This is a genomic window from Delftia sp. Lp-1, assembly GCF_020523835.1.
GTDB classification, from domain to species: domain Bacteria; phylum Pseudomonadota; class Gammaproteobacteria; order Burkholderiales; family Burkholderiaceae_C; genus Comamonas; species Comamonas acidovorans.
The window spans coordinates 367,024-384,258 of sequence record NZ_JAJALJ010000002.1; the positions used below are offsets into that span (position 1 = coordinate 367,024).

A 17,235-nucleotide genomic window follows, 5' to 3' on the forward strand; every position below is an offset into this window, starting at 1 on the left:
CCAGCCATGCACGCCCTGCGCAACTCCGTCTCACTGGCCCGTCTGGTCACGGCGTGGTTCGCGTTGACGCTGGGCCTGGCGATTGCATCGCCCCTGGTGCACCCGCAGGCCATGGAGCTGGTCTGCACGGCTGGCGGCAGCGTCAAGCTGGTCGTGGTCAACGGTGAAGAAGGGCAGGCGGTGTCTGCCCAGCATTCGCTGGACTGCCCGCTGTGCCTGGCGGTAACGCCGCCGCCCGCGCATGTCACCCTCTCCTGGGCACAACCGCAGCCGCTGGGCCGCGCGCTGCAGCCCATCGTCTCTGCCCGCATTGCCTCCCTGGTCGGCGCGCCGCTGCCGCCGCGCGGGCCTCCCTTGCCGATGTCGATCGCCTGAGGCATTGGCTGCCGTCCAGCGCTGTCCAGCGTGGTCTGGAGCTTTCTGGCCGCTTGCCTGTCTCAGAACATTGCCGCACCGGCCGGGCGCAGCTTTGGCGGTGCGGCTTCGCCAAGATTCCACGCAGGGAAGCCATGTTCCGTTCCGATTGCCATGCGGCGCCGCAGCGCGCCGCCGATTTTTCTTCGACCCTCCCATCCGTTGCTTGCGCTGCCCTGTCTCGCCGTGCCTGCCTTGGCGGCGGCCTGGCCGCACTGGCGCTGCTGGCCGGCTGCAAACCCGCCACCGTGCCGTTCAAGGGCATCGACCTGACCGGCGCGCAGTACGGCCGGGACTTCCGCCTGCGCGATGCCGATGGGCGCGAGCGCACGCTGGCCGACTTCAAGGGCCAGGCCCTGATGGTCTTTTTCGGCTTCACCCAATGCCCCGATGTCTGCCCCACGGCGCTGACGCGCGCGTTGGAAATACGCGAGCTTCTGGGAGCCGACGGTGCCCGCCTGGCCGTGGCCTTCATCACCATCGATACCGAGCGCGATACGGCCCAGGTGCTCAAGGCCTATGTGGGCGCCTTCGACCCCGGCTTTGTCGCGCTGCGCGGTGACGAGGCGCAGACGGCCGAGGTCGCCAGGGAATTCAAGGTCTTCTACAAGAAGGTGCCTACGGGGGCGTCCTACACCATGGACCACTCGGCCATCACCTATGTCTTCGATCCCGAGGGCCGGCTGCGCGTGGCGTTCCGCCATGAGCAGGACGCGCAGGACTGCGCGGCCGATCTGCGCCAGATCCTGGGGGCTGCATGAAGAGCTTTGCACTTTCTCTGGCCGGCGTCGCAGGCCTTTGCGCGGCATCCTCCGCCCTGGCCCAGGCAGAACCTGTTCTTGCGGATGTGGAGGTGCGCGCCCGCGGCGCCGCCGCCACGCCCGAGGCCCGCGCCGCGCAGGCCGTGCAGGCTGCGCGCGATGAACTGTCGCAGCGCGCAGGCGGCACGGCCGTCATCGATGCAGCCAGCTACGCGGCCGGGCGCGCCAGCACCGCCGCCGATGCGCTGGCCTACGCGCCGGGCGTGCTCGCACAGACGCGCCACGGCCCGGAGACGCGGCTGTCCATCCGGGGCTCGGGCGTGCAGCGCGGCTACCTGATGCGCGGCATACAGCTGTACCAGGACGGCATACCGCTGAACCAGGCCGATGGCGCGGCGGACTTCCAGTCCATCGACCCCATGGCGGCCCAGCATGTCGAGGTCTGGCGTGGCGCCAATGCGCTGGAGTACGGCGCCAGCAGCCTGGGCGGCGCGATCAACTTTGTCTCTCCGACCGGGTTGACGGCGCCTGCCGCATCGCTGCGGCTGCAGGCCGGATCGTTCGGCCAGCGGCAGGCACAGGCCCAGCTGGCGGGCCGTGGCGAGCGGGTGGATGGCCTTCTGAACTTCAGCCGCAGCGAGCAGGACGGCTGGCGCGAACAGTCGGCCTGGCGCACGCAGCGCCTGTCCGGCAATGTGGGCCTGCAGCTCACCGATACGCTGGAGCTGCGCGCCTTCCTGTCCCATGTGGATGCCGACATGCAGATGCCAGGCAGCCTCACGCGCGCGGCCATGCTGGCCAATCCGCGCCAGGCCGCGCCCGGCTATGTGGCGCAGGACGCCGGCAACAACTACCGCCAGACGCGCGGCGCCCTGCGCATGGACTGGCAGCCGCGCGAAGGCCTGCGCTGGACCACCTCGCTGTTCGCCGCGCAGCGCGACCGCTTCCACCCCATGACCATGGGCATCGTCCAGCAGGACATGCGCGACACGGGTCTGGACTCGCGCCTGGCGGCCGAGCTGGGGCAGGGCGGCGGCCTCACGCGCAGGCTGGTGCTGGGCTTTTCCAGCGCGCAGCTCGATGGCGATGAATGGCGCTACACCAATGCGGGCGGCGCGGCCGGCACGTCCACGGGGCGCACGCGCGTGAAGGCGCAGCAGGACGTGGTCTATGGCGAATACAGCCACGGCCTGAGCACCCGCTGGACGCTGCAGGCCGGCCTGCAGTTCGTGCGCGCCCAGCGCCGCCAGGACAATCTGCTGGCGCCCGCCTCCAGCTATGACGTGGATTTCAGCCACACCTCGCCCAAGCTGGGCCTGCTGTTCGCGGCCACGCCCACGTCGCAGTGGTACGCCAACATCAGCGGCAGCTTCGAGGCACCGCCCATTGGCGAGCTGGTCTACCAGCCTTCGCTGCCGCTGGGGCGCGCGCAAAGCGCAACCACGGTGGAGGCGGGCTGGCGCGGCCACGGCGAGGCCCTGGCCTGGGACGCCGCCATCTACCACTCGCGCGTGCGCCGCGAACTGCTGGCGCTGACCGACGCCAGCGGCACGGCCCTGGGCACCACCAATGCCGACCGCACCATCCACCAGGGGCTGGAGCTGTCCATGCAGGCACGGCTTGCGCCGCGCTGGTCGCTGCGCACCCAGTACCTCTACAGCGACCTGCGCTTTGACAACGACGCCGTCTACGGCCGCCGCCGCCTGGCCGGCATTCCACCGCACCTGTTGCGGGCCGAGCTGCAGTGGAAGGCCACGCAGCAGGTCACGGTCGCGCCCGGCCTGGAGTGGCTGCCCTCGCGCACCTGGGTGGACCATGCCAACACCGTGGCCTCCGACGGCTATGCGCTGCTCAACCTGCGCTTGGGCGGGGCGCTGGGCGATGGCTGGAGCTGGTTCGTCGAAGGCCGCAACCTGACCGACCGGCGCTATGCCGCGACCACGGCCGTACAGGCCAATGTGCGCGGCGTGGACGGTGCCTACTACTTTCCCGGAGATGGCCGGGCCGTGTACGCGGGCCTGAGCTGGCGCATGCCCTGAGGGGGCCGGGCGCAGCGCCGAAAGGCGCCGCTGCCATGGCGTGCGACCTGGCATGGAGTGCTCCTGCCTTGTGCTAAAAATGGGCCGGTCCATCCACCCCGATGCCCATCCAGCAAGTAGGAAAGGGACACCCGGCGCCATGAAGAGGCTTCTTTCCGACAAGGTGCTCCGGCGCCTGGTGCTCGGCAACCTGCTGGTGGCCGGCCTGCTGGGCCTGGCCACCTGGTTGAGCCTGCGCGCCAACCACCAGGCCGACCTGGACCTGGGCGTGGCCGTCACCCGGAACCAGGCCCGCAGCCTGAGCCTGGAACTGAACGCCGAGATGCGGCTGGTGGACAACGCCCTGGCCACCGTCGCGGGCCGCTACCGCAGCCGGAGTCTGGAAGGCGCGGACGTGGCGGCGCTGGCCCTTTATGAAATCCTGCAGGAGCAGCGCGCCCTCGTTCCCTTCGTCACGGCGCTGCGCGTCACCGACGCCAATGGCCAGGTCCTGCAGAGTGCGAACGAGGAGGAGCCGGCATTTTCCGTGGCCGAGCGAGGCTACTTCGACCGGGCGCGCAACACCGACCGCATGGTGGTCTCCGACCCGCTGGTCAGCCACTCCTTCAAGAAATGGGCCATCGTGCTGGCGCGGCGGCTGCAATCCGGCGATGGGGATTTCCAGGGCATCGTCTACGCGGTCGTTGCGGCCGAGCATTTCCAGTCGCTGTTCCGCCGCCAGGCCTTCGGGCCCGACAGCGCCATTGCGCTGCGTTCGGACAAGGATCTGCTGGTGGCCCGCTACGCGGCAGGCGATCCCCAGCCCATGGCCGGCATCGGCGGCTCGGAAGTCTCGGGCGAGTACCACCGGGCCCTGGCCGATGACCGGGAGCTTGGCTGGTACATCACGCCCACGCTGCTCGATGGCGTGGAGCGCATCACGGCCTACCAGCGCCTGGCCGGCTACCCGCTGACCGTCTTCACCGGCCTGGGCACGGAAAGCTACCTGGCGGGGTGGCGCGCATCGGCCTGGCGTGCCTGGGCGCTCACGGGCCTGAGCATCGCGCTGATCGCGCTGGGTTCGGTCAGCCTCTATCTGCTGCAGCAGCGCGAACGCGTGGCGCGCATCCGGCTCGCCGAGCTGCTGCGCCAGCAGGAACTGTTCATGGACAACGACCTCATCGGCATCGCCCGCCTGCGCGAGCGCCGGCTGCTGTGGACCAACCAGGCCCTGCAGCGCATGCTCAAGCGCCCGGCCGGCGAGCTGCTGGACCACTCGGCGCGCATCCTCTACCCGGACGAGGAGACCTACGAACGCTCCGGCGAACTGGCCTATGGCGCACTGCGCTCCAGCGGCAAATGCCACGCCCAGATGCAGCTGCAGACCAGCGATGGCAGCCTGCTCTGGGTCGATGTCAGCGGCGCAGGCCTGGCCGATGGCGAATCGATATGGGTCTTCGTGGACATCGACGCCCTCAAGCGCGGCGAGCAGGCGGCCCAGCACCAGGCATTGCACGACGTGCTGACCGGCCTGGCCAACCGCCGCGCGCTGCAGGCGCGGCTGCAGCGCGCGCTGGCCCAGGCCAGCGGCCCCGGCCAGCTGGCCGTCTGCTTCATGGACCTGGACGGCTTCAAGCAAGTCAACGACACCGAAGGCCACGACGCCGGCGATGAAGTGCTGCGCATCATCGCCCGCCGCCTCACCACCCAGGCCCGCGAAACCGACTGCGTCGCCCGCCTGGGCGGAGACGAATTCGTGCTGCTGCTGGACGAATTGGCCTCGGCCGACGACGCCCGGCAGATCATGCAGCGCTGCCTGGCCTCCATCCGCCAGCCCATCCGCCTGCACAGCGGCGCCACCGTGCAGGTCGGCGCCAGCATGGGCATCGCCCTCAATGCCTCCCGGGAAGATGCCACCCAGCTCCTGCAGCGCGCCGACGAGGCCATGTACGCGGCCAAGCGCGCGGGCAAGGGGCGGATTGTGGTGGCGGGCGGGTAGGGATTTGGGGGCTATGCCGCCGTTGTGATTGCGGCAGTTGTCTGGGCGGAGGAGGCCGTGGGCTCAACAAGGCAAGGCCTTGAATGCCGAACCAAAAGTCACCGCCGGGGCGGTCACCAAAGGCCGGGCGGCAGACCCGGCCTTTTCTTTCCTTGCATTCGTTTTCAGCGCTCGGCCTCTTCAATCCATATCCGGATCCTCGTCGCAGCCCGAGCCATTGACGGAGCACATGGAACCTATCTTGATTTTCCGCATGGGCTGCTTGGCCAGCCTTTCACAGCGCGACATTTGCTCGGCATACATATCGTCCATGTGCGTGCCGTCAATCATGGTCACCCCATTGCGAATGATGGGCTTTGCCTGACCATCGGCAAGGGCGAAGGCCATTTTCCTGAGAAGAAAACTGGCATGGTGGCAAGGGCCCAGGGCCATGGCAATCCTGGCCATTTCAGGATCAGGAACCCGCTTTTTGGCCTGCGTCAGGCCGTCCATCTTTTCCATGAAAGCCCCGTCGTTCTGCGCGATCTGGCCCACCAGCTTGGTCATGCCCGCCTGATTGCGCTTTTTCACAAGGTCCGCGATCTGGTCCTCCAGGCGTCTTGCCACAGCGGCATCACCGAATGCAGCCAGAGAGGCAGATAGTGCATCGTTCTCGGCCGCCGATACTCCCTTTGGCACAGACAGTACAGCGCTAGCAGCCAGAAAGGCGGCCATGATCCGGCGAGTCCGGACTGCGCCTTGCGGCCGCAGGCGTCCTCCCAATGCAATGGTGTTCATGTTCTTTGAAGATGGATTGAAATGAAAAATCTCCATTGCGCAGGCGCAGTGGAGAAGAGGGGCTTGGGCGGGAATGGCCAAGCCGCCGAACTCTATCTCAATATGCGAATGGATATCCAGGCATCAGCCAGTCAATTGCTTTGTCGCACCACCAGCTCATCACCCAGATCCAGGCTTGGCGATTCCCCGGCCTCTCCGCGCATCCATTGCAGCAGCATGCGCGCACTTTCGGTGCCGACGCGGCCAAGCGTGCGGGCAAGGGGAGGATTGTGCTGGCGAGTGGGTAGGGCTATGGAGGCCGTGCCGCTGCTGTGATTGGGGCAGTTGCCGGGGCAAGTGGGACCGTGGCTCAACAAGGCAATACCTCGAATGCCGAACCAAAAGACGACGCAAGGCCATTGATGGCCCGTGTGCACACGCGTGCCTGGTTGAATGCGATGTCGTACAGCAGCGCGATGGCAAAGGCCAGATAGGCCATGTAGGCCAGGCCGATGTAACTGCCAAACACAATGGTGTGCAGCCAGTCCTGTGCGAACAGATACAGCATGGCAGTCACCGCCGAGGCGGTCACCAGCACGATGGCGGGCAGTGCCAGCTGCAGCCCCGCCCGCCTGCGTCGCGCCGTCACGCCGGCCAGGGCCAGAAACACCAGCGCATTGGATGCAGTGAAGATCCTGAACTCCCGCACCAGGCTGGCCGTGGTCTGGTGGTAGGCCGACTCGATGAATTCCACCAGCCGGGCGCGCATCTGGATCAGCGATGCCAGCTGGGTGGCCTGGCGTTGCTGCGCGTAGACGGCCTTGCGCTTGCGGCATTCGCAGTCGGCGCGGCGCATGTCGGTCATGACCGAAGCCAGCTTGTCGGGAATGCCTGCCTCGATCTCGCGCCGCACTGCAGCGATCTCGCTATCTGTCCTGCCCAGCGCCTTCTGGGCCAGGCCCGCCATGCGCGAGCCTGAAAGCGTATCCAGCTGGGTGCCCAGCCTGCGCCCGATCTCGATGCGGATGATCTCCTTGCCCAGGCTCTCGACCAGCAATGGCGAGGAAAACGACAGGGCGAAGGCTGCGCCGAACACAAGCGTGCCCAGGATGCCGAAGCAAAGAATGAGGGTTCGCATGCGCAAGCGGTGCCGTGGCTTGTCAACCCTTGCGCGGCGCCATGCACAGCGTGGCCAGCAGCCCCGCGCAGGCGTCCTCCACCAGGTCCAGCACGTCCTCGAAACCCCGGTCGCCGCCGTAGTAGGGGTCGGGCACTTCGCGCGCGGTGTGCTCGGTGCAGAAGTCCGTCAGCCGCTGTACGCGGTGCCATTCGGACTCGGGGCAGATCCTGCGCGCTGCAGATTCGTTGGCGCCATCCATCACCAGCACCTGGTCGAATGCCGTGAAGTCCTCGGCCCGCAGTTGCCGCGCGCGCTGCTGCGAAAGGTCATAGCCGCGCCGCGCGGCATGGGCCTGGGAGCGGCGGTCGGGTGCCTCGCCCACGTGGTAGCCGTGCGTGCCTGCGGAGTCCACTTCGATGCGGCCAGCCAGGCCCGCGTCGGCCACCATTTTTTCAAGCACGCCGTGGGCCGTGGGGCTGCGGCAGATGTTCCCTGTGCAGACCATGAGGATTCTTTTCCTCTTTGTGGCTGGCCTGCGGTCAGCTGACTGTTCCCGAATCTGTTCCATAAACCTCCCTGTGGGTAACGGGCTTCACGACATCTCGATGGCCTGCGATGCCCAGGTGCTCGCCGGCATTTTCCACGCCCCGCACCTGAACTGCCGGGCCGCTTATGCTGCGCCCATGGTGGAACTGCTTTGTTTCTGGATGGCTCGGGTGGGCGCGGCCCTGTTGGAGTTGCGGTTGCTGCGCAGCAGCGACGGCGGCTTCAGAGTGACCGTCATCACGGCGGCCATCGTGGTCATCGTGTGCCTGGTGTTGCTGTCCTTTTACGCCTGAGCCCGCAGGTCGGGCGTTTTCGGACGCCCTGTCAGGCGGATTTCATGGTGCTGCGCCGCCGGCATGGGACGTGGCTGAACTCAATGCAGCGCCATCTTGCACGCCAGTGCGGATTCTTCGATCACGGCGGAATCGATGCATCAATCATGTGCGGCCCGGTGATCTTCTGCGACGGGATCCAGACCAGATAGGACCTCCACATGCCCCGATCATTGCAGTACACAAGGTACTCGCCTGGATCCAGGCGGCTCTCCCGGTATTGGAATTGCACGCAGCCGATAGCTTGGTTCTTGCCCAGCGCGATGGCGATGTTTCGGCTGAAATCAGTTTTCCACGGACCGGGATAGCGCTCGGTGAGCGGCACACTTTTCGGCGCAGGCACAAGGAAGGCAACGGCCAAAAACGCTACGGCGATCACTGCCGCTGCTCTCAGTTTGTTGTTCATCTCTGTCTTGATCGGGCCTCTGCAGTCAAACAATGCGCAAGGACATGCCCGCCTTTTTGGGCAGCAGGGAGGGTTCGAACCCATAGCGGCGATAGAACTCCGGCGTGCCGTGGTCGGCCATGAGGCTGACATAGGCCGTGGGCAGGGCATTGCCGTGGATGTACTGCATCAGGCGCTGCATGATGAGGTGGCCCAGGCCCTTTTTCTGGTGCTCGGGGATGACAGCGATGTCCACGATTTCGAAGAAGCACCCGCCGTCTCCGATCACGCGGCCTATGCCAACCGGCGTTGCATCGGCATAGACGACCACGCTGAACAGGCCGTTTTTCAGGCCGATGGCGGCCGCCTCGGGCGACTTGCGGCTCAGGCCGGCAGCCAGCCGGATCTGGATGTAGTCCTGGACGGCGGGGACGTGGTCTTCAATGCGGTAGTTCATGGATGGTGAGGGCGCCAGGGGCATATCGGAGGATAGGCAGAGCGCCATCATAGGCAGGCGTCTGTCCGATGCCCACGGCAGAGCCTTCGGCCAGGCTGGCCCTGATGACTGCGTTGGAGTGCGCTTGCACCGTGCCCAGCGCACACCGTGCAGCTCCGCACGCAGCAGGCTTGGGGAACAGCGTTGCGCCCACGTTGCGGGTCTCGCGCGCATCCTGTCGCAGCAGCCGCCGCATGGCGGGGAACATGTGAGCCGATGCGCCACAAGAAAGACTGTCGCCTGGGCCGTGCACTGGTGCAATCGGTCCAGCAGAATGAAGTCATCGCAACAATCAACGGATACCGTCCAAATGGAGTATGGAATGCAAGAGGTGAGGTGTTCCAGCTGCAATCGCAAACTTGCAATGGGCATCTTCCAGAAACTGAGCATCAAGTGCCCGCGCTGCGGGACGCTGAATTCCTTGAGGGTCGAGAGCCCCCAACATGAGTGCCATCGAGCGCCTGTCAACTTAGATGAAAGGCAATCGCCATGACAACTCTTGCAAAGCCCACCCCCATCGGCGCCCTGTACGCGAACCTGGGTGTCAATACCTCCGTCGTGCAGGTGGTCGCGCCTGGCAACAACCTCCATGGCCTGGTGATCCGCACGCTGTACGTCAATTCCTCGGCTGGCACTATCGGTGTGCAGGTGTTCGCTGACACAGCCGCCCCATCGGCATATGGCGATGGTACGAAGCGCTTGATCTTCATTGGCACTCCCATTCCGACGATCAGCGCGCAGTACTCTTTGTATGTGCCGCCTGGCCAGGGGATTTGGGCTGTTGCCAATGGAAACGGCAGCGTCAACATGACCTATGACCTGTTGACAGAACCCCTTGTCTAAGGGTTTGTGACGGAAAGCCCGCTGACACAGCCAGCGGGCTTTTCTGTTTGCTGCGTGCGTGACCTTTGGCGCCGTAGCTCGCCTCCTCGAAGGTGCGAAGTGAAGGCGCTTGGAGCCTGCTTTTTGTGAGACCGAAGTCTGCCTTCTGGATGAAGTGCAACCTGATGGCTTGCGTATGTTGAACGGCGCGCTTTTCGATCTGCGTCAAGCAGTCCGGTCTGACGCCCATATCAACGCTGGAAATTGCCAACTTCGAAGGCCGTGAATCGCCTTTCGTGAAGACCTTGCTCAAACCAGCTCTCGGCGCCATGCCCAGTTTCGCTGATCTGACCGAGATCTCAATGCAGCGCCACCATCAACTGCCCGTTCTCATTGCGCACCGCATGCACGCGCACGGAGTGCTCGGGCGCTTCCAGGCATTCGCCGGTGGCCAGGTCGAAGTGGTGCTTGTAGATGGGCGAGGCGACGACGACGCGCTCGCCCAGGCTGCCGACCAGGCCGCGCGCGAGCACGCTGGCGCCGCAGCGCGGGTCCACGTTGTCTATGGCGTAGAAGCGGTCTTCGCCAAGGCGAAAGACCGCCACATGCCGGCCTTCGACCAGGGCGCAGACCCCCGTGTCGGGGACGATGTCACGGGTGGCGCAGACGGGCATCCACTGTTCTTGGGCGGGGTGTGTCATGGCGGTGCCTTGTCGGTGGTGTGGGTGCGGGCCGGGACCAGGCCTGGATCAGACCAGGGCCTCGCTGCGCTCTTCGCTGCGCGCCGGGCGGATCTGGCCGCGCTCCTGCACGAAGACGATGTGCTCGTCGGGCTGGTCGCTGTTGATGAAGCTGCGAAAGCGCTGGCGCACTTCGGGCGTGGTGACGGCGGTCTTCCACTCGCACTGGTAGGTGTCCACCACATGCTGCATCTGGGCCTCGAGTTCGGCGCCCAGGCCCAGGCTGTCGTTGACCACCACGTCCTTGAGGTAGTCCAGGCCGCCTTCCAGGTTCTCGCGCCAGGTGCTGGTGCGCTGCAGGCGGTCGGCCGTGCGCACGTAGAACATCAGGAAGCGGTCGATGAGTTGCAGCAGCCTGTCCTTGGACAGGTCGGAGGCGATCAGCTCGGCATGGCGCGGCTTCATGCCGCCGTTGCCGCAGACGTAGAGGTTCCAGCCCTTGTCGGTGGCGATCACGCCCACGTCCTTGCCCTGGGCCTCGGCGCATTCGCGCGTGCAGCCCGAGACGCCGAACTTGATCTTGTGCGGCGCGCGCAGGCCCTTGTAGCGGTTTTCCAGCTGCACGGCCAGGCCCACGCTGTCGTCCACGCCGTAGCGGCACCAGGTGGAGCCCACGCAGCTTTTGACGGTGCGCAGCGACTTGCCGTAGGCATGGCCGGACTCGAAGCCGGCGGCGATCAGCTCCTCCCAGATCAGCGGCAGCTGCTCCACGCGGGCGCCGAACAGGTCCACGCGGGCACCGCCCGTGAGCTTGGTGTACAGGCCGTATTTCTTGGCCACCTGGCCCACGGCGATCAGGCCGTCCGGTGTGACTTCGCCGCCGGGCATGCGCGGCACCACGGAGTAGCTGCCGTCCTTCTGGATGTTGCCCAGGTAGTAGTCGTTGCTGTCCTGCAGGCTGGCCAGCTGCGGCTGCAGCACGAACTCGTTCCAGCACGAGGCCAGGATGCTGGCTGCCAGTGGCTTGCAGACATCGCAGCCCAGGCCCTTGCCATGGCGGTGCAGCAGTTCGTCGAAGGTCTTGATGCCGCCCACGCGCACCAGGTGGTACAGCTCCTGGCGCGAGTGCGGGAAATGCTCGCAGACATGGTTGTTGACGGCCATGCCGCGCCGGGCCATCTCGGCCTTCATGACCTGGGTGGCCAGGGGCACGCAGCCGCCGCAGGTGGCGCCGGCCTGGGTGCAGGACTTGAGCTCGGCCATGGTGCAGGCGCCTTCGCCCACGGCCGCGCAGATCTGCGCCTTGGTGACGTTGTTGCACGAGCAGATCTGCGCCGTGTCGGGCAGGGCGTCCACACCCAGGCCGGGCTTGGCCTTGCCGTCGCTGGAGGGCAGGATGAGGAACTCGGGCTCTTCGGGCAGCGCGATGCTGTTGAGCGCCATCTGCAGCAGCGTGCCGTACTCGTCGGCGTTGCCCACCAGCACGGCGCCCAGCAGCTGGCGGCCGTCCTCGCTGACCACGATCTTCTTGTAGACCTGCTTGCGCTCGTCGATGAACTGGTAGTTGCGGCTGCGCGGCGTCTTGCCCTGGGCGTCGCCGATGCTGGCCACATCCACGCCCATGAGCTTGAGCTTGGTGCTGAGATCGGCCCCGCCGAAGGCGGCCTCGGCCTCGCCCGCAATGTGGCGGGCCGCCACGCGCGCCATGTCGTAGCCGGGTGCCACCAGGCCGAAGGTCTGCTCGCGCCAGGAGGCGCATTCGCCAATGGCGTAGACGTTGCGGTCGCTGGTGCGGCAATGGTCGTCCACGGCCACGCCGCCGCGCGGGCCTATGGCCAGGGCGCACTGGCGCGCGATCTCGTCGCGCGGGCGGATGCCGGCGGAGAAGACGATCATGTCGGTTTCCAGGTGCGTGCCGTCGGCAAACACCATGCGGTGGCGTGCCGTGGCGCCGTCGGTGATCTCCAGCGTATTGCGGCCCGTGTGCACCTGCACGCCCAGGTCCTCGATCTTGCTGCGCAGCACGCGGCCGCCGCCGTCGTCCACCTGCACGGCCATCAGGCGCGGGGCGAACTCGACCACATGGGTCTCCAGGCCCAGGTCGCGCAGGGCCTTGGCGCATTCCAGGCCCAGCAGGCCGCCGCCCACCACCACGCCGGTCCTGGAGCGCGCGGCCGATGCCTGCATGGCCTCCAGGTCCTCGATGGTGCGGTAGACAAAGCAGTGCGGCCGGTCGCGCCCCGGCACGGGCGGCACGAAGGGCGCCGAGCCTGTGGCCAGCACCAGCCGGTCGTAGGCGATGACTTCGCCATCGGCCGTGGTCACGGTGCGCTCGCGCCGCTCCACGGCTGCCGCCCTGGCCGCCAGGCGCAGCGTGAAGCCGCTGGCCTCGAAGAAGCCGGGCTCGACCAGGCTCAGGTCCTCGGCGCTCTTGCCGGAGAAGAATTCCGACAGGTGAACACGGTCGTAGGCGGCGCGCGGCTCCTCGCACAGCACGGTGACGTTCGCGTCTGCCACGCCCAGGGCATGCAGCTGCTCGAGAAATTTGTGGCCCACCATGCCGTGGCCGATCACAACGATGTTCATCTGGCGTCCTGCGTTGCGCATCCAGTGTTTTGCGGGCCGCAGGCCAGGGCCAGCGGGTCAGGGCAGCCAATGCAAGTGCCGTGCCAGCGCCGCTGCGCGGTGCCTGCCCGTGGTGCACGCTGTCTGGTGCGCAGACAGCGTGCACCGCAATGCGCTCGCCGCACCGTGCAGGGGCGGGGTGCGCCGTGGTGGTGCGTCAAGTGCGCCAGGAACGCCCGGTGCGTCAGGCGCGAGGCAGTCCCTGCGCGCGGATGCGCCAGGCCTCGGGCGCGCAACCGAATTGCGCAGCGAACCAGCGCGTGAAGGCGCTGTGGCTGGCATAGCCGAGCATGGATGCGATCTGTCCCACGCTGTAGTGGGGGTGGTCCAGGTAGCGCAGGGCCAGTTCGTGGCGCACTTCGGTCAGCAGCTCGCTGAAGCTCAGGCCCTCGCGGTCCAGTTCGCGCTGCAGCGTGCGCAGGCTGCGCCCCATGCCCTGCGCCACGCCTGCGCAGGTGGCGTTGCCCGAGGGCAGCAGCAGGTAGATGACCCTGCGCGCCTGGTGGCCCACGGAGGCGGCACGGTGGGCCGGCATGGCCTCCACCAGCCGCAGCGCATAGCGCGCCAGCGCGGGGTCGGCCAGCGGGTTGGGCTCGTCCAGGTCGGCGGCGCGGCAGGCGATGCCGTTGAACTCGGCGCCGAACGTGATGCGGCAGCGGAACATGCGGCGGTGCTCGGACAGGTCGGCCGGTGGCGCGTGGCTGAAGCTGACGCCCTGCGGCCGCCAGCGCTCGCGCAGCAATGCCTCGCACATGCGCCACAGCACGCCCATGGCCAGTTCCACGGACTGGCGCATGGCGCCGTGCAGGACGAAGTCCTCGCGCAGGATGACGATGCCCCCTGCATCCTCCAGGTGGATCAGCAGCGATTCGTTGACCAGGTGCATGTGCGCGACCAGCGTGTCCAGCGCATGGCGCAGCGTGGGCTGGTGCAGCAGCAGCAGGCTCACGGCGCCGAAGCTCGACAGCTGGCGGTGCCGGGCCATGCGCAGGCCCAGGGACTCGCAGCCCGTGGACTGGGCCGCGTCTTCCAGCAGGCGCGCGACGATGGCCACGTCGATCAGCTGGTCCTGCTCGCGCAGCAGCGCGGGCCGCAGGCCGGCCTGGCGCAGTGCCTTGTCGGGGTCGCCGCCCAGTTCGCGCATGACGTCCGAAAAATGGGTCAAGGCCGCCGCGCGCACCATGGTGACCATGCTTGCCCTCCTGTCAGTCCGTGGCCTGGTGGCACGAAATGCAAAGAGGATGGCATGGCTTGCATAGTCCGCGGAACCGGGTTTTCCTACATTGCAGAGACCGGCCCCACGCCGGGCGGACCGTGCCGCCACGGGCCTTCACAACAATGACAGGAGACAGGCATGCGCATAGAGCCCATGACATGCGCCATCGGCGCCGAATTGCTCGGCGTGCGGCTGGCCGACGCGGTGCGCGACGACGCGCTTTTCTCGGAGATCCGGGCAGCGCTGCTGCGCCACAAGGTGCTGTTCCTGCGCGACCAGGACCTGGCGCGCGCCGAGCACGTGGCCTTTGCGCGGCGCTTCGGCGAGCTGGAGGACCATCCGGTGGCCGGCAGCGATCCCGAGCATCCGGGCCTGGTGCGCATCTACAGGACGCCCGAGCAGCCCAACGACCGCTACGAGAATTCCTGGCACTGCGACGCCACCTGGCGCGAGGCGCCGCCCATGGGCTGCGTGCTGCACTGCGTGGAATGCCCGCCCGTGGGCGGCGACACCCTGTGGGCCAACATGGCGCTGGCCTACGAACGCCTGCCGGACGCCGTCAAGGCGCTGATCGCGCCGCTGCGCGCGCGCCACAGCATCGAATGCACGTTCGGCGCGGCCATGCCCATCGAAAGGCGGCTGGCGCTCAAGGCCCAGTACCCCGATGCCGAGCATCCCGTGGTCCGCACCCATCCCGAGACCGGCGAGAAGGTGCTGTTCGTGAACGGCTTCACCACGCATTTCACCAATTTCCATACGCCCGCCAATGTGCGCGTGGGCCAGGACTTCACGCAGGGTGCCTCCGGCCTGCTGCAGTACCTGATCGGCCAGGCTGCCATTCCCGAGTACCAGGTGCGCTGGCGCTGGCGGGCGGGCAGCGTGGCGATCTGGGACAACCGCGCCACCCAGCACTACGCGGCCATGGACTACCCGCCCAGCCACCGGAAGATGGAGCGCGCGGGCATCGTCGGCACGCCGACCTTCTGAACCACGATCACGACACAAGGAGACATGCCATGAACTTTCTCGACGGCCACCTGTTCCCCGAAAACCAGCAGCCCCTGATCATCACGGCCGCGCCCTATGCGCCCTCGTGGCTGCCCTCGGACTTTCCCGGCGAGATCGCCGTGACCATGGACGAGCAGATCCAGAAGGCCGTGGACTGCTACAACGCCGGCGCCACCGTGCTGCACCTGCATGTGCGCGAGCTGGATGGCAAAGGCAGCAAGCGCCTGTCCAAGTTCAACGAGCTGATCGCCGGCGTGCGTGCGCGCGTGCCCGAGATGATCATCCAGGTGGGCGGATCGATCAGCTTTGCTCCCGAGACGGACGGCGCGGCCGCCAAGTGGCTGTCCGACGACACGCGCCACATGCTGGCCGAGCTGGAGCCCGTGCCCGACCAGGTCACGGTGACCATCAATACCTCGCAGATGAATTTCCTGGAGCAGTTCGATGCGCGCGACATACGCGGCACCTCCATGGAGGACCCGGCCGTCTTCAATGCCTACAGGGAGATGACCGTGCCCGCCCAGCCCGGCTGGGCCGAGGAGCACATCCGGCGCCTGTCGGCCGCCGGCATCCAGAGCGCCTTCCAGTGCTACAACATCAACAGCTTCGAGTCCGTGGAGCGGCTCATGCGCCGCGGCATCTACAAGGGCCCGCTGGTGATGAACTGGGTGGCGATTGGCGGCGGCATGGACGCGCCCAGCATCTACAGCCTGGCCAATTTCGTGCGTGCCGTGCCCGACGGCGCCGTGCTCACCGTGGAAAGCTCGGTGCTCAACGTGCTGCCCGTGAACATGATGGGCATCGCCATGGGCCTGCATGTGCGCTGCGGCACCGAGGACAACCTCTGGAACCAGCGCCGCACGGCCAAGATGGGCACGGTGGCGCAGATCGAGCAGCTGGTGCGCATCGCAGGCGAGTTCGGCCGCCCCATCGCCACGGCGCAGCAGGCGCGGGAGATCTGCCGGATCGGCCAGTTCTACTGCACCGTGGACGAGACGCTGGCGGCCAACGGCTTCGCACCCAACCGCAACGGCGCCCAGCAGGGATTTCTGCGCAAGGCCGCCTGAACCGGGAGCCCATGATGCAACGCATGCCCCCCTGGACTGCCATCGCCCTGGCTGCCTCGCTGCTGGCCGGTGGCGCCCACGCCTTCGGCGACAAGCCGGTCCGGCTCATCGTGCCGGCGCCGCCCGGCGGCACCATCGATGTGTTCGCGCGCATCATCAGCGACCAGCTGGCGCAGGAGATACGCCAGCCCGTCATCGTCGAGAACCGGCCCGGTGCCGGTGGCGCCATCGCCGTCAAGCACATGCTGTCCCAGCCGGCCGACGGCAGCACGCTGCTGGTGACGGTGACCAACATCCTCACCGAGGTGCCCCATGTGCTCAAGGTCGGCTTCGACCCCATGAAGGACGTGCGGCCCGTGGCGCAGATGGCGCGCTCGGTGATGCTGTTCATCGCCTCGCCGCAGTTTCCCGCGCGCGACGGGGCCGAGGCCATCGCCTACGTGAAGGCCCACCCGGGCACGCTGTCGTTCGCCTCGTACAGCCAGGGCACGGCCTCGCAGTACGCGGGCGCCATCCTCAACAGAAGGGCCCACCTGGACATGGAACATGTGGCCTTCCCGGGCTCGGCGCCCGCGCTGGCCCAGGTCATGGGCAACCAGATCCCGCTGATGTTCGACGGATCGGTCACCTCCAAGCCGCTGATCGCGGGCGGCAAGGTCAGGCTGCTGGCCGTGGCCTACAAGAGCCGGCTGCCCGACTACCCGCAGGTGCCCACGCTGGCCGAGCTGGGCTATCCCGAGGTGGATTTCAGCAACTGGAGCGGCGTGTTCGCCTCGGCGCAGACGCCACGCCCGCTGCTGGAGAAGATCCACGGCGCGCTGGCCCGGGTCAACGCCCGCAAGGCCGTGCGCGAACGCTATGCGGGCACGGGCTTCGAGCCCGTCGAAGGCGATCGCTCGCTGGAGCAGATGTCCACCGACCTGCGCACCGAGTTCGACCGCAATGCCGAAATCGTCCGGAACTTCGATATCCGGCTCAACTGATGCAGGG

General features: G+C 67.1%; 18 protein-coding genes. 10 read left to right on the forward strand and 8 right to left on the reverse strand.

Annotated elements, in window-relative coordinates; genetic code table 11:
* Positions 1-6 precede the first annotated feature (6 nt).
* The 4 genes from LGR64_RS18430 to LGR64_RS18445 all read left to right on the forward strand — a co-directional run bounded on the left by LGR64_RS18430 (position 7) and on the right by LGR64_RS18445 (position 5,192).
* Positions 7-375 (forward strand): DUF2946 family protein, encoded by a 369-nt coding sequence (locus LGR64_RS18430; RefSeq protein ID WP_230356474.1) that lies wholly within the window; start codon positions 7-9, stop codon positions 373-375.
* 134 nt (positions 376-509) lie between these two features.
* Positions 510-1,175 (forward strand): SCO family protein, encoded by a 666-nt coding sequence (locus LGR64_RS18435; RefSeq protein ID WP_230356476.1) that lies wholly within the window; start codon positions 510-512, stop codon positions 1,173-1,175.
* Positions 1,172-3,214: a TonB-dependent receptor family protein gene (locus LGR64_RS18440; protein ID WP_230356479.1), complete on the forward strand. Its 2,043-nt coding sequence runs from the start codon at positions 1,172-1,174 to the stop codon at positions 3,212-3,214. Before LGR64_RS18435 ends, LGR64_RS18440 begins: the two co-directional genes overlap by 4 nt.
* Positions 3,215-3,353: 139 nt before the next feature.
* Positions 3,354-5,192, forward strand: coding sequence for a sensor domain-containing diguanylate cyclase (locus tag LGR64_RS18445; RefSeq protein WP_230356480.1), 1,839 nt, complete (start codon positions 3,354-3,356; stop codon positions 5,190-5,192).
* Between the two features lie 180 nt (positions 5,193-5,372).
* On the opposite strand, the gene LGR64_RS18450 is transcribed toward LGR64_RS18445, so the two are convergent.
* The 3 genes from LGR64_RS18450 to LGR64_RS18460 form a co-directional block, all read right to left on the reverse strand.
* Positions 5,373-5,969 carry a hypothetical protein gene (locus tag LGR64_RS18450; RefSeq protein ID WP_230356483.1) on the reverse strand — a complete coding sequence of 199 codons (597 nt, stop codon included), beginning with the start codon at positions 5,967-5,969 and terminating at the stop codon, positions 5,373-5,375.
* 349 nt (positions 5,970-6,318) lie between these two features.
* The gene (locus LGR64_RS18455) at positions 6,319-7,086 is read right to left on the reverse strand and encodes a hypothetical protein (RefSeq protein WP_230356485.1); all 768 of its coding nucleotides are present in this window, start codon (positions 7,084-7,086) and stop codon (positions 6,319-6,321) included.
* Between the two features lie 22 nt (positions 7,087-7,108).
* Positions 7,109-7,636, reverse strand: coding sequence for a low molecular weight protein-tyrosine-phosphatase (locus LGR64_RS18460; RefSeq protein ID WP_442873830.1), 528 nt, complete (start codon positions 7,634-7,636; stop codon positions 7,109-7,111).
* On the opposite strand from LGR64_RS18460, the gene LGR64_RS18465 reads away from it, so the two are divergent.
* Positions 7,572-7,907, forward strand: a complete 336-nt coding sequence (locus LGR64_RS18465; RefSeq protein ID WP_230356488.1) for a hypothetical protein — start codon at positions 7,572-7,574, stop codon at positions 7,905-7,907. The two genes, LGR64_RS18460 and LGR64_RS18465, sit on opposite strands and share 65 nt — an antisense overlap.
* A 121-nt stretch (positions 7,908-8,028) precedes the next feature.
* Here the strand turns inward: LGR64_RS18465 and LGR64_RS18470 are convergent, their stop codons facing one another.
* On the reverse strand, positions 8,029-8,352 hold the full coding sequence (locus LGR64_RS18470) for a hypothetical protein (protein ID WP_230356490.1): 324 nt from the start codon (positions 8,350-8,352) through the stop codon (positions 8,029-8,031).
* 25 nt (positions 8,353-8,377) lie between these two features.
* Positions 8,378-8,788, reverse strand: a complete 411-nt coding sequence (locus LGR64_RS18475) for a GNAT family N-acetyltransferase (protein ID WP_043823658.1) — start codon at positions 8,786-8,788, stop codon at positions 8,378-8,380.
* 361 nt (positions 8,789-9,149) lie between these two features.
* Between LGR64_RS18475 and LGR64_RS18480 the strand changes: the two genes are divergently transcribed.
* Together LGR64_RS18480 and LGR64_RS18485 are read left to right on the forward strand one after the other, a co-directional pair.
* Entirely contained in the window at positions 9,150-9,320 is a 171-nt protein-coding gene (locus LGR64_RS18480; protein ID WP_096916868.1) for a Com family DNA-binding transcriptional regulator, read from the forward strand.
* Positions 9,317-9,670: a hypothetical protein gene (locus LGR64_RS18485; protein WP_230356494.1), complete on the forward strand. Its 354-nt coding sequence runs from the start codon at positions 9,317-9,319 to the stop codon at positions 9,668-9,670. Before LGR64_RS18480 ends, LGR64_RS18485 begins: the two co-directional genes overlap by 4 nt.
* Positions 9,671-10,008: 338 nt before the next feature.
* On the opposite strand, the gene nirD is transcribed toward LGR64_RS18485, so the two are convergent.
* The 3 genes from nirD to LGR64_RS18500 all read right to left on the reverse strand — a co-directional run bounded on the left by nirD (position 10,009) and on the right by LGR64_RS18500 (position 14,146).
* A complete protein-coding gene (gene nirD / locus LGR64_RS18490) occupies positions 10,009-10,350 on the reverse strand; it encodes a nitrite reductase small subunit NirD (protein ID WP_012203928.1) in 342 nt (113 codons plus the stop codon).
* A 48-nt stretch (positions 10,351-10,398) separates the two neighbouring features.
* Positions 10,399-12,915: a nitrite reductase large subunit NirB gene (gene nirB / locus LGR64_RS18495; protein WP_230356496.1), complete on the reverse strand. Its 2,517-nt coding sequence runs from the start codon at positions 12,913-12,915 to the stop codon at positions 10,399-10,401.
* 223 nt (positions 12,916-13,138) lie between these two features.
* Positions 13,139-14,146 carry an AraC family transcriptional regulator gene (locus LGR64_RS18500; protein WP_230356498.1) on the reverse strand — a complete coding sequence of 336 codons (1,008 nt, stop codon included), beginning with the start codon at positions 14,144-14,146 and terminating at the stop codon, positions 13,139-13,141.
* Positions 14,147-14,308: 162 nt separating this feature from the next.
* On the opposite strand from LGR64_RS18500, the gene LGR64_RS18505 reads away from it, so the two are divergent.
* Genes LGR64_RS18505 through LGR64_RS18515 form a run of 3 tightly spaced genes read left to right on the forward strand, consistent with a single transcriptional unit; the run spans position 14,309 to position 17,228 of the window.
* A complete protein-coding gene (locus LGR64_RS18505) occupies positions 14,309-15,157 on the forward strand; it encodes a TauD/TfdA dioxygenase family protein (protein ID WP_065346927.1) in 849 nt (282 codons plus the stop codon).
* 29 nt (positions 15,158-15,186) lie between these two features.
* Positions 15,187-16,245, forward strand: coding sequence for a 3-keto-5-aminohexanoate cleavage protein (locus tag LGR64_RS18510; RefSeq protein WP_230356500.1), 1,059 nt, complete (start codon positions 15,187-15,189; stop codon positions 16,243-16,245).
* 14 nt (positions 16,246-16,259) lie between these two features.
* Complete coding sequence (locus LGR64_RS18515) at positions 16,260-17,228, forward strand: Bug family tripartite tricarboxylate transporter substrate binding protein (RefSeq protein ID WP_013803809.1); 969 nt, start codon at positions 16,260-16,262, stop codon at positions 17,226-17,228.
* The last annotated feature ends 7 nt before the right edge of the window (positions 17,229-17,235 follow it).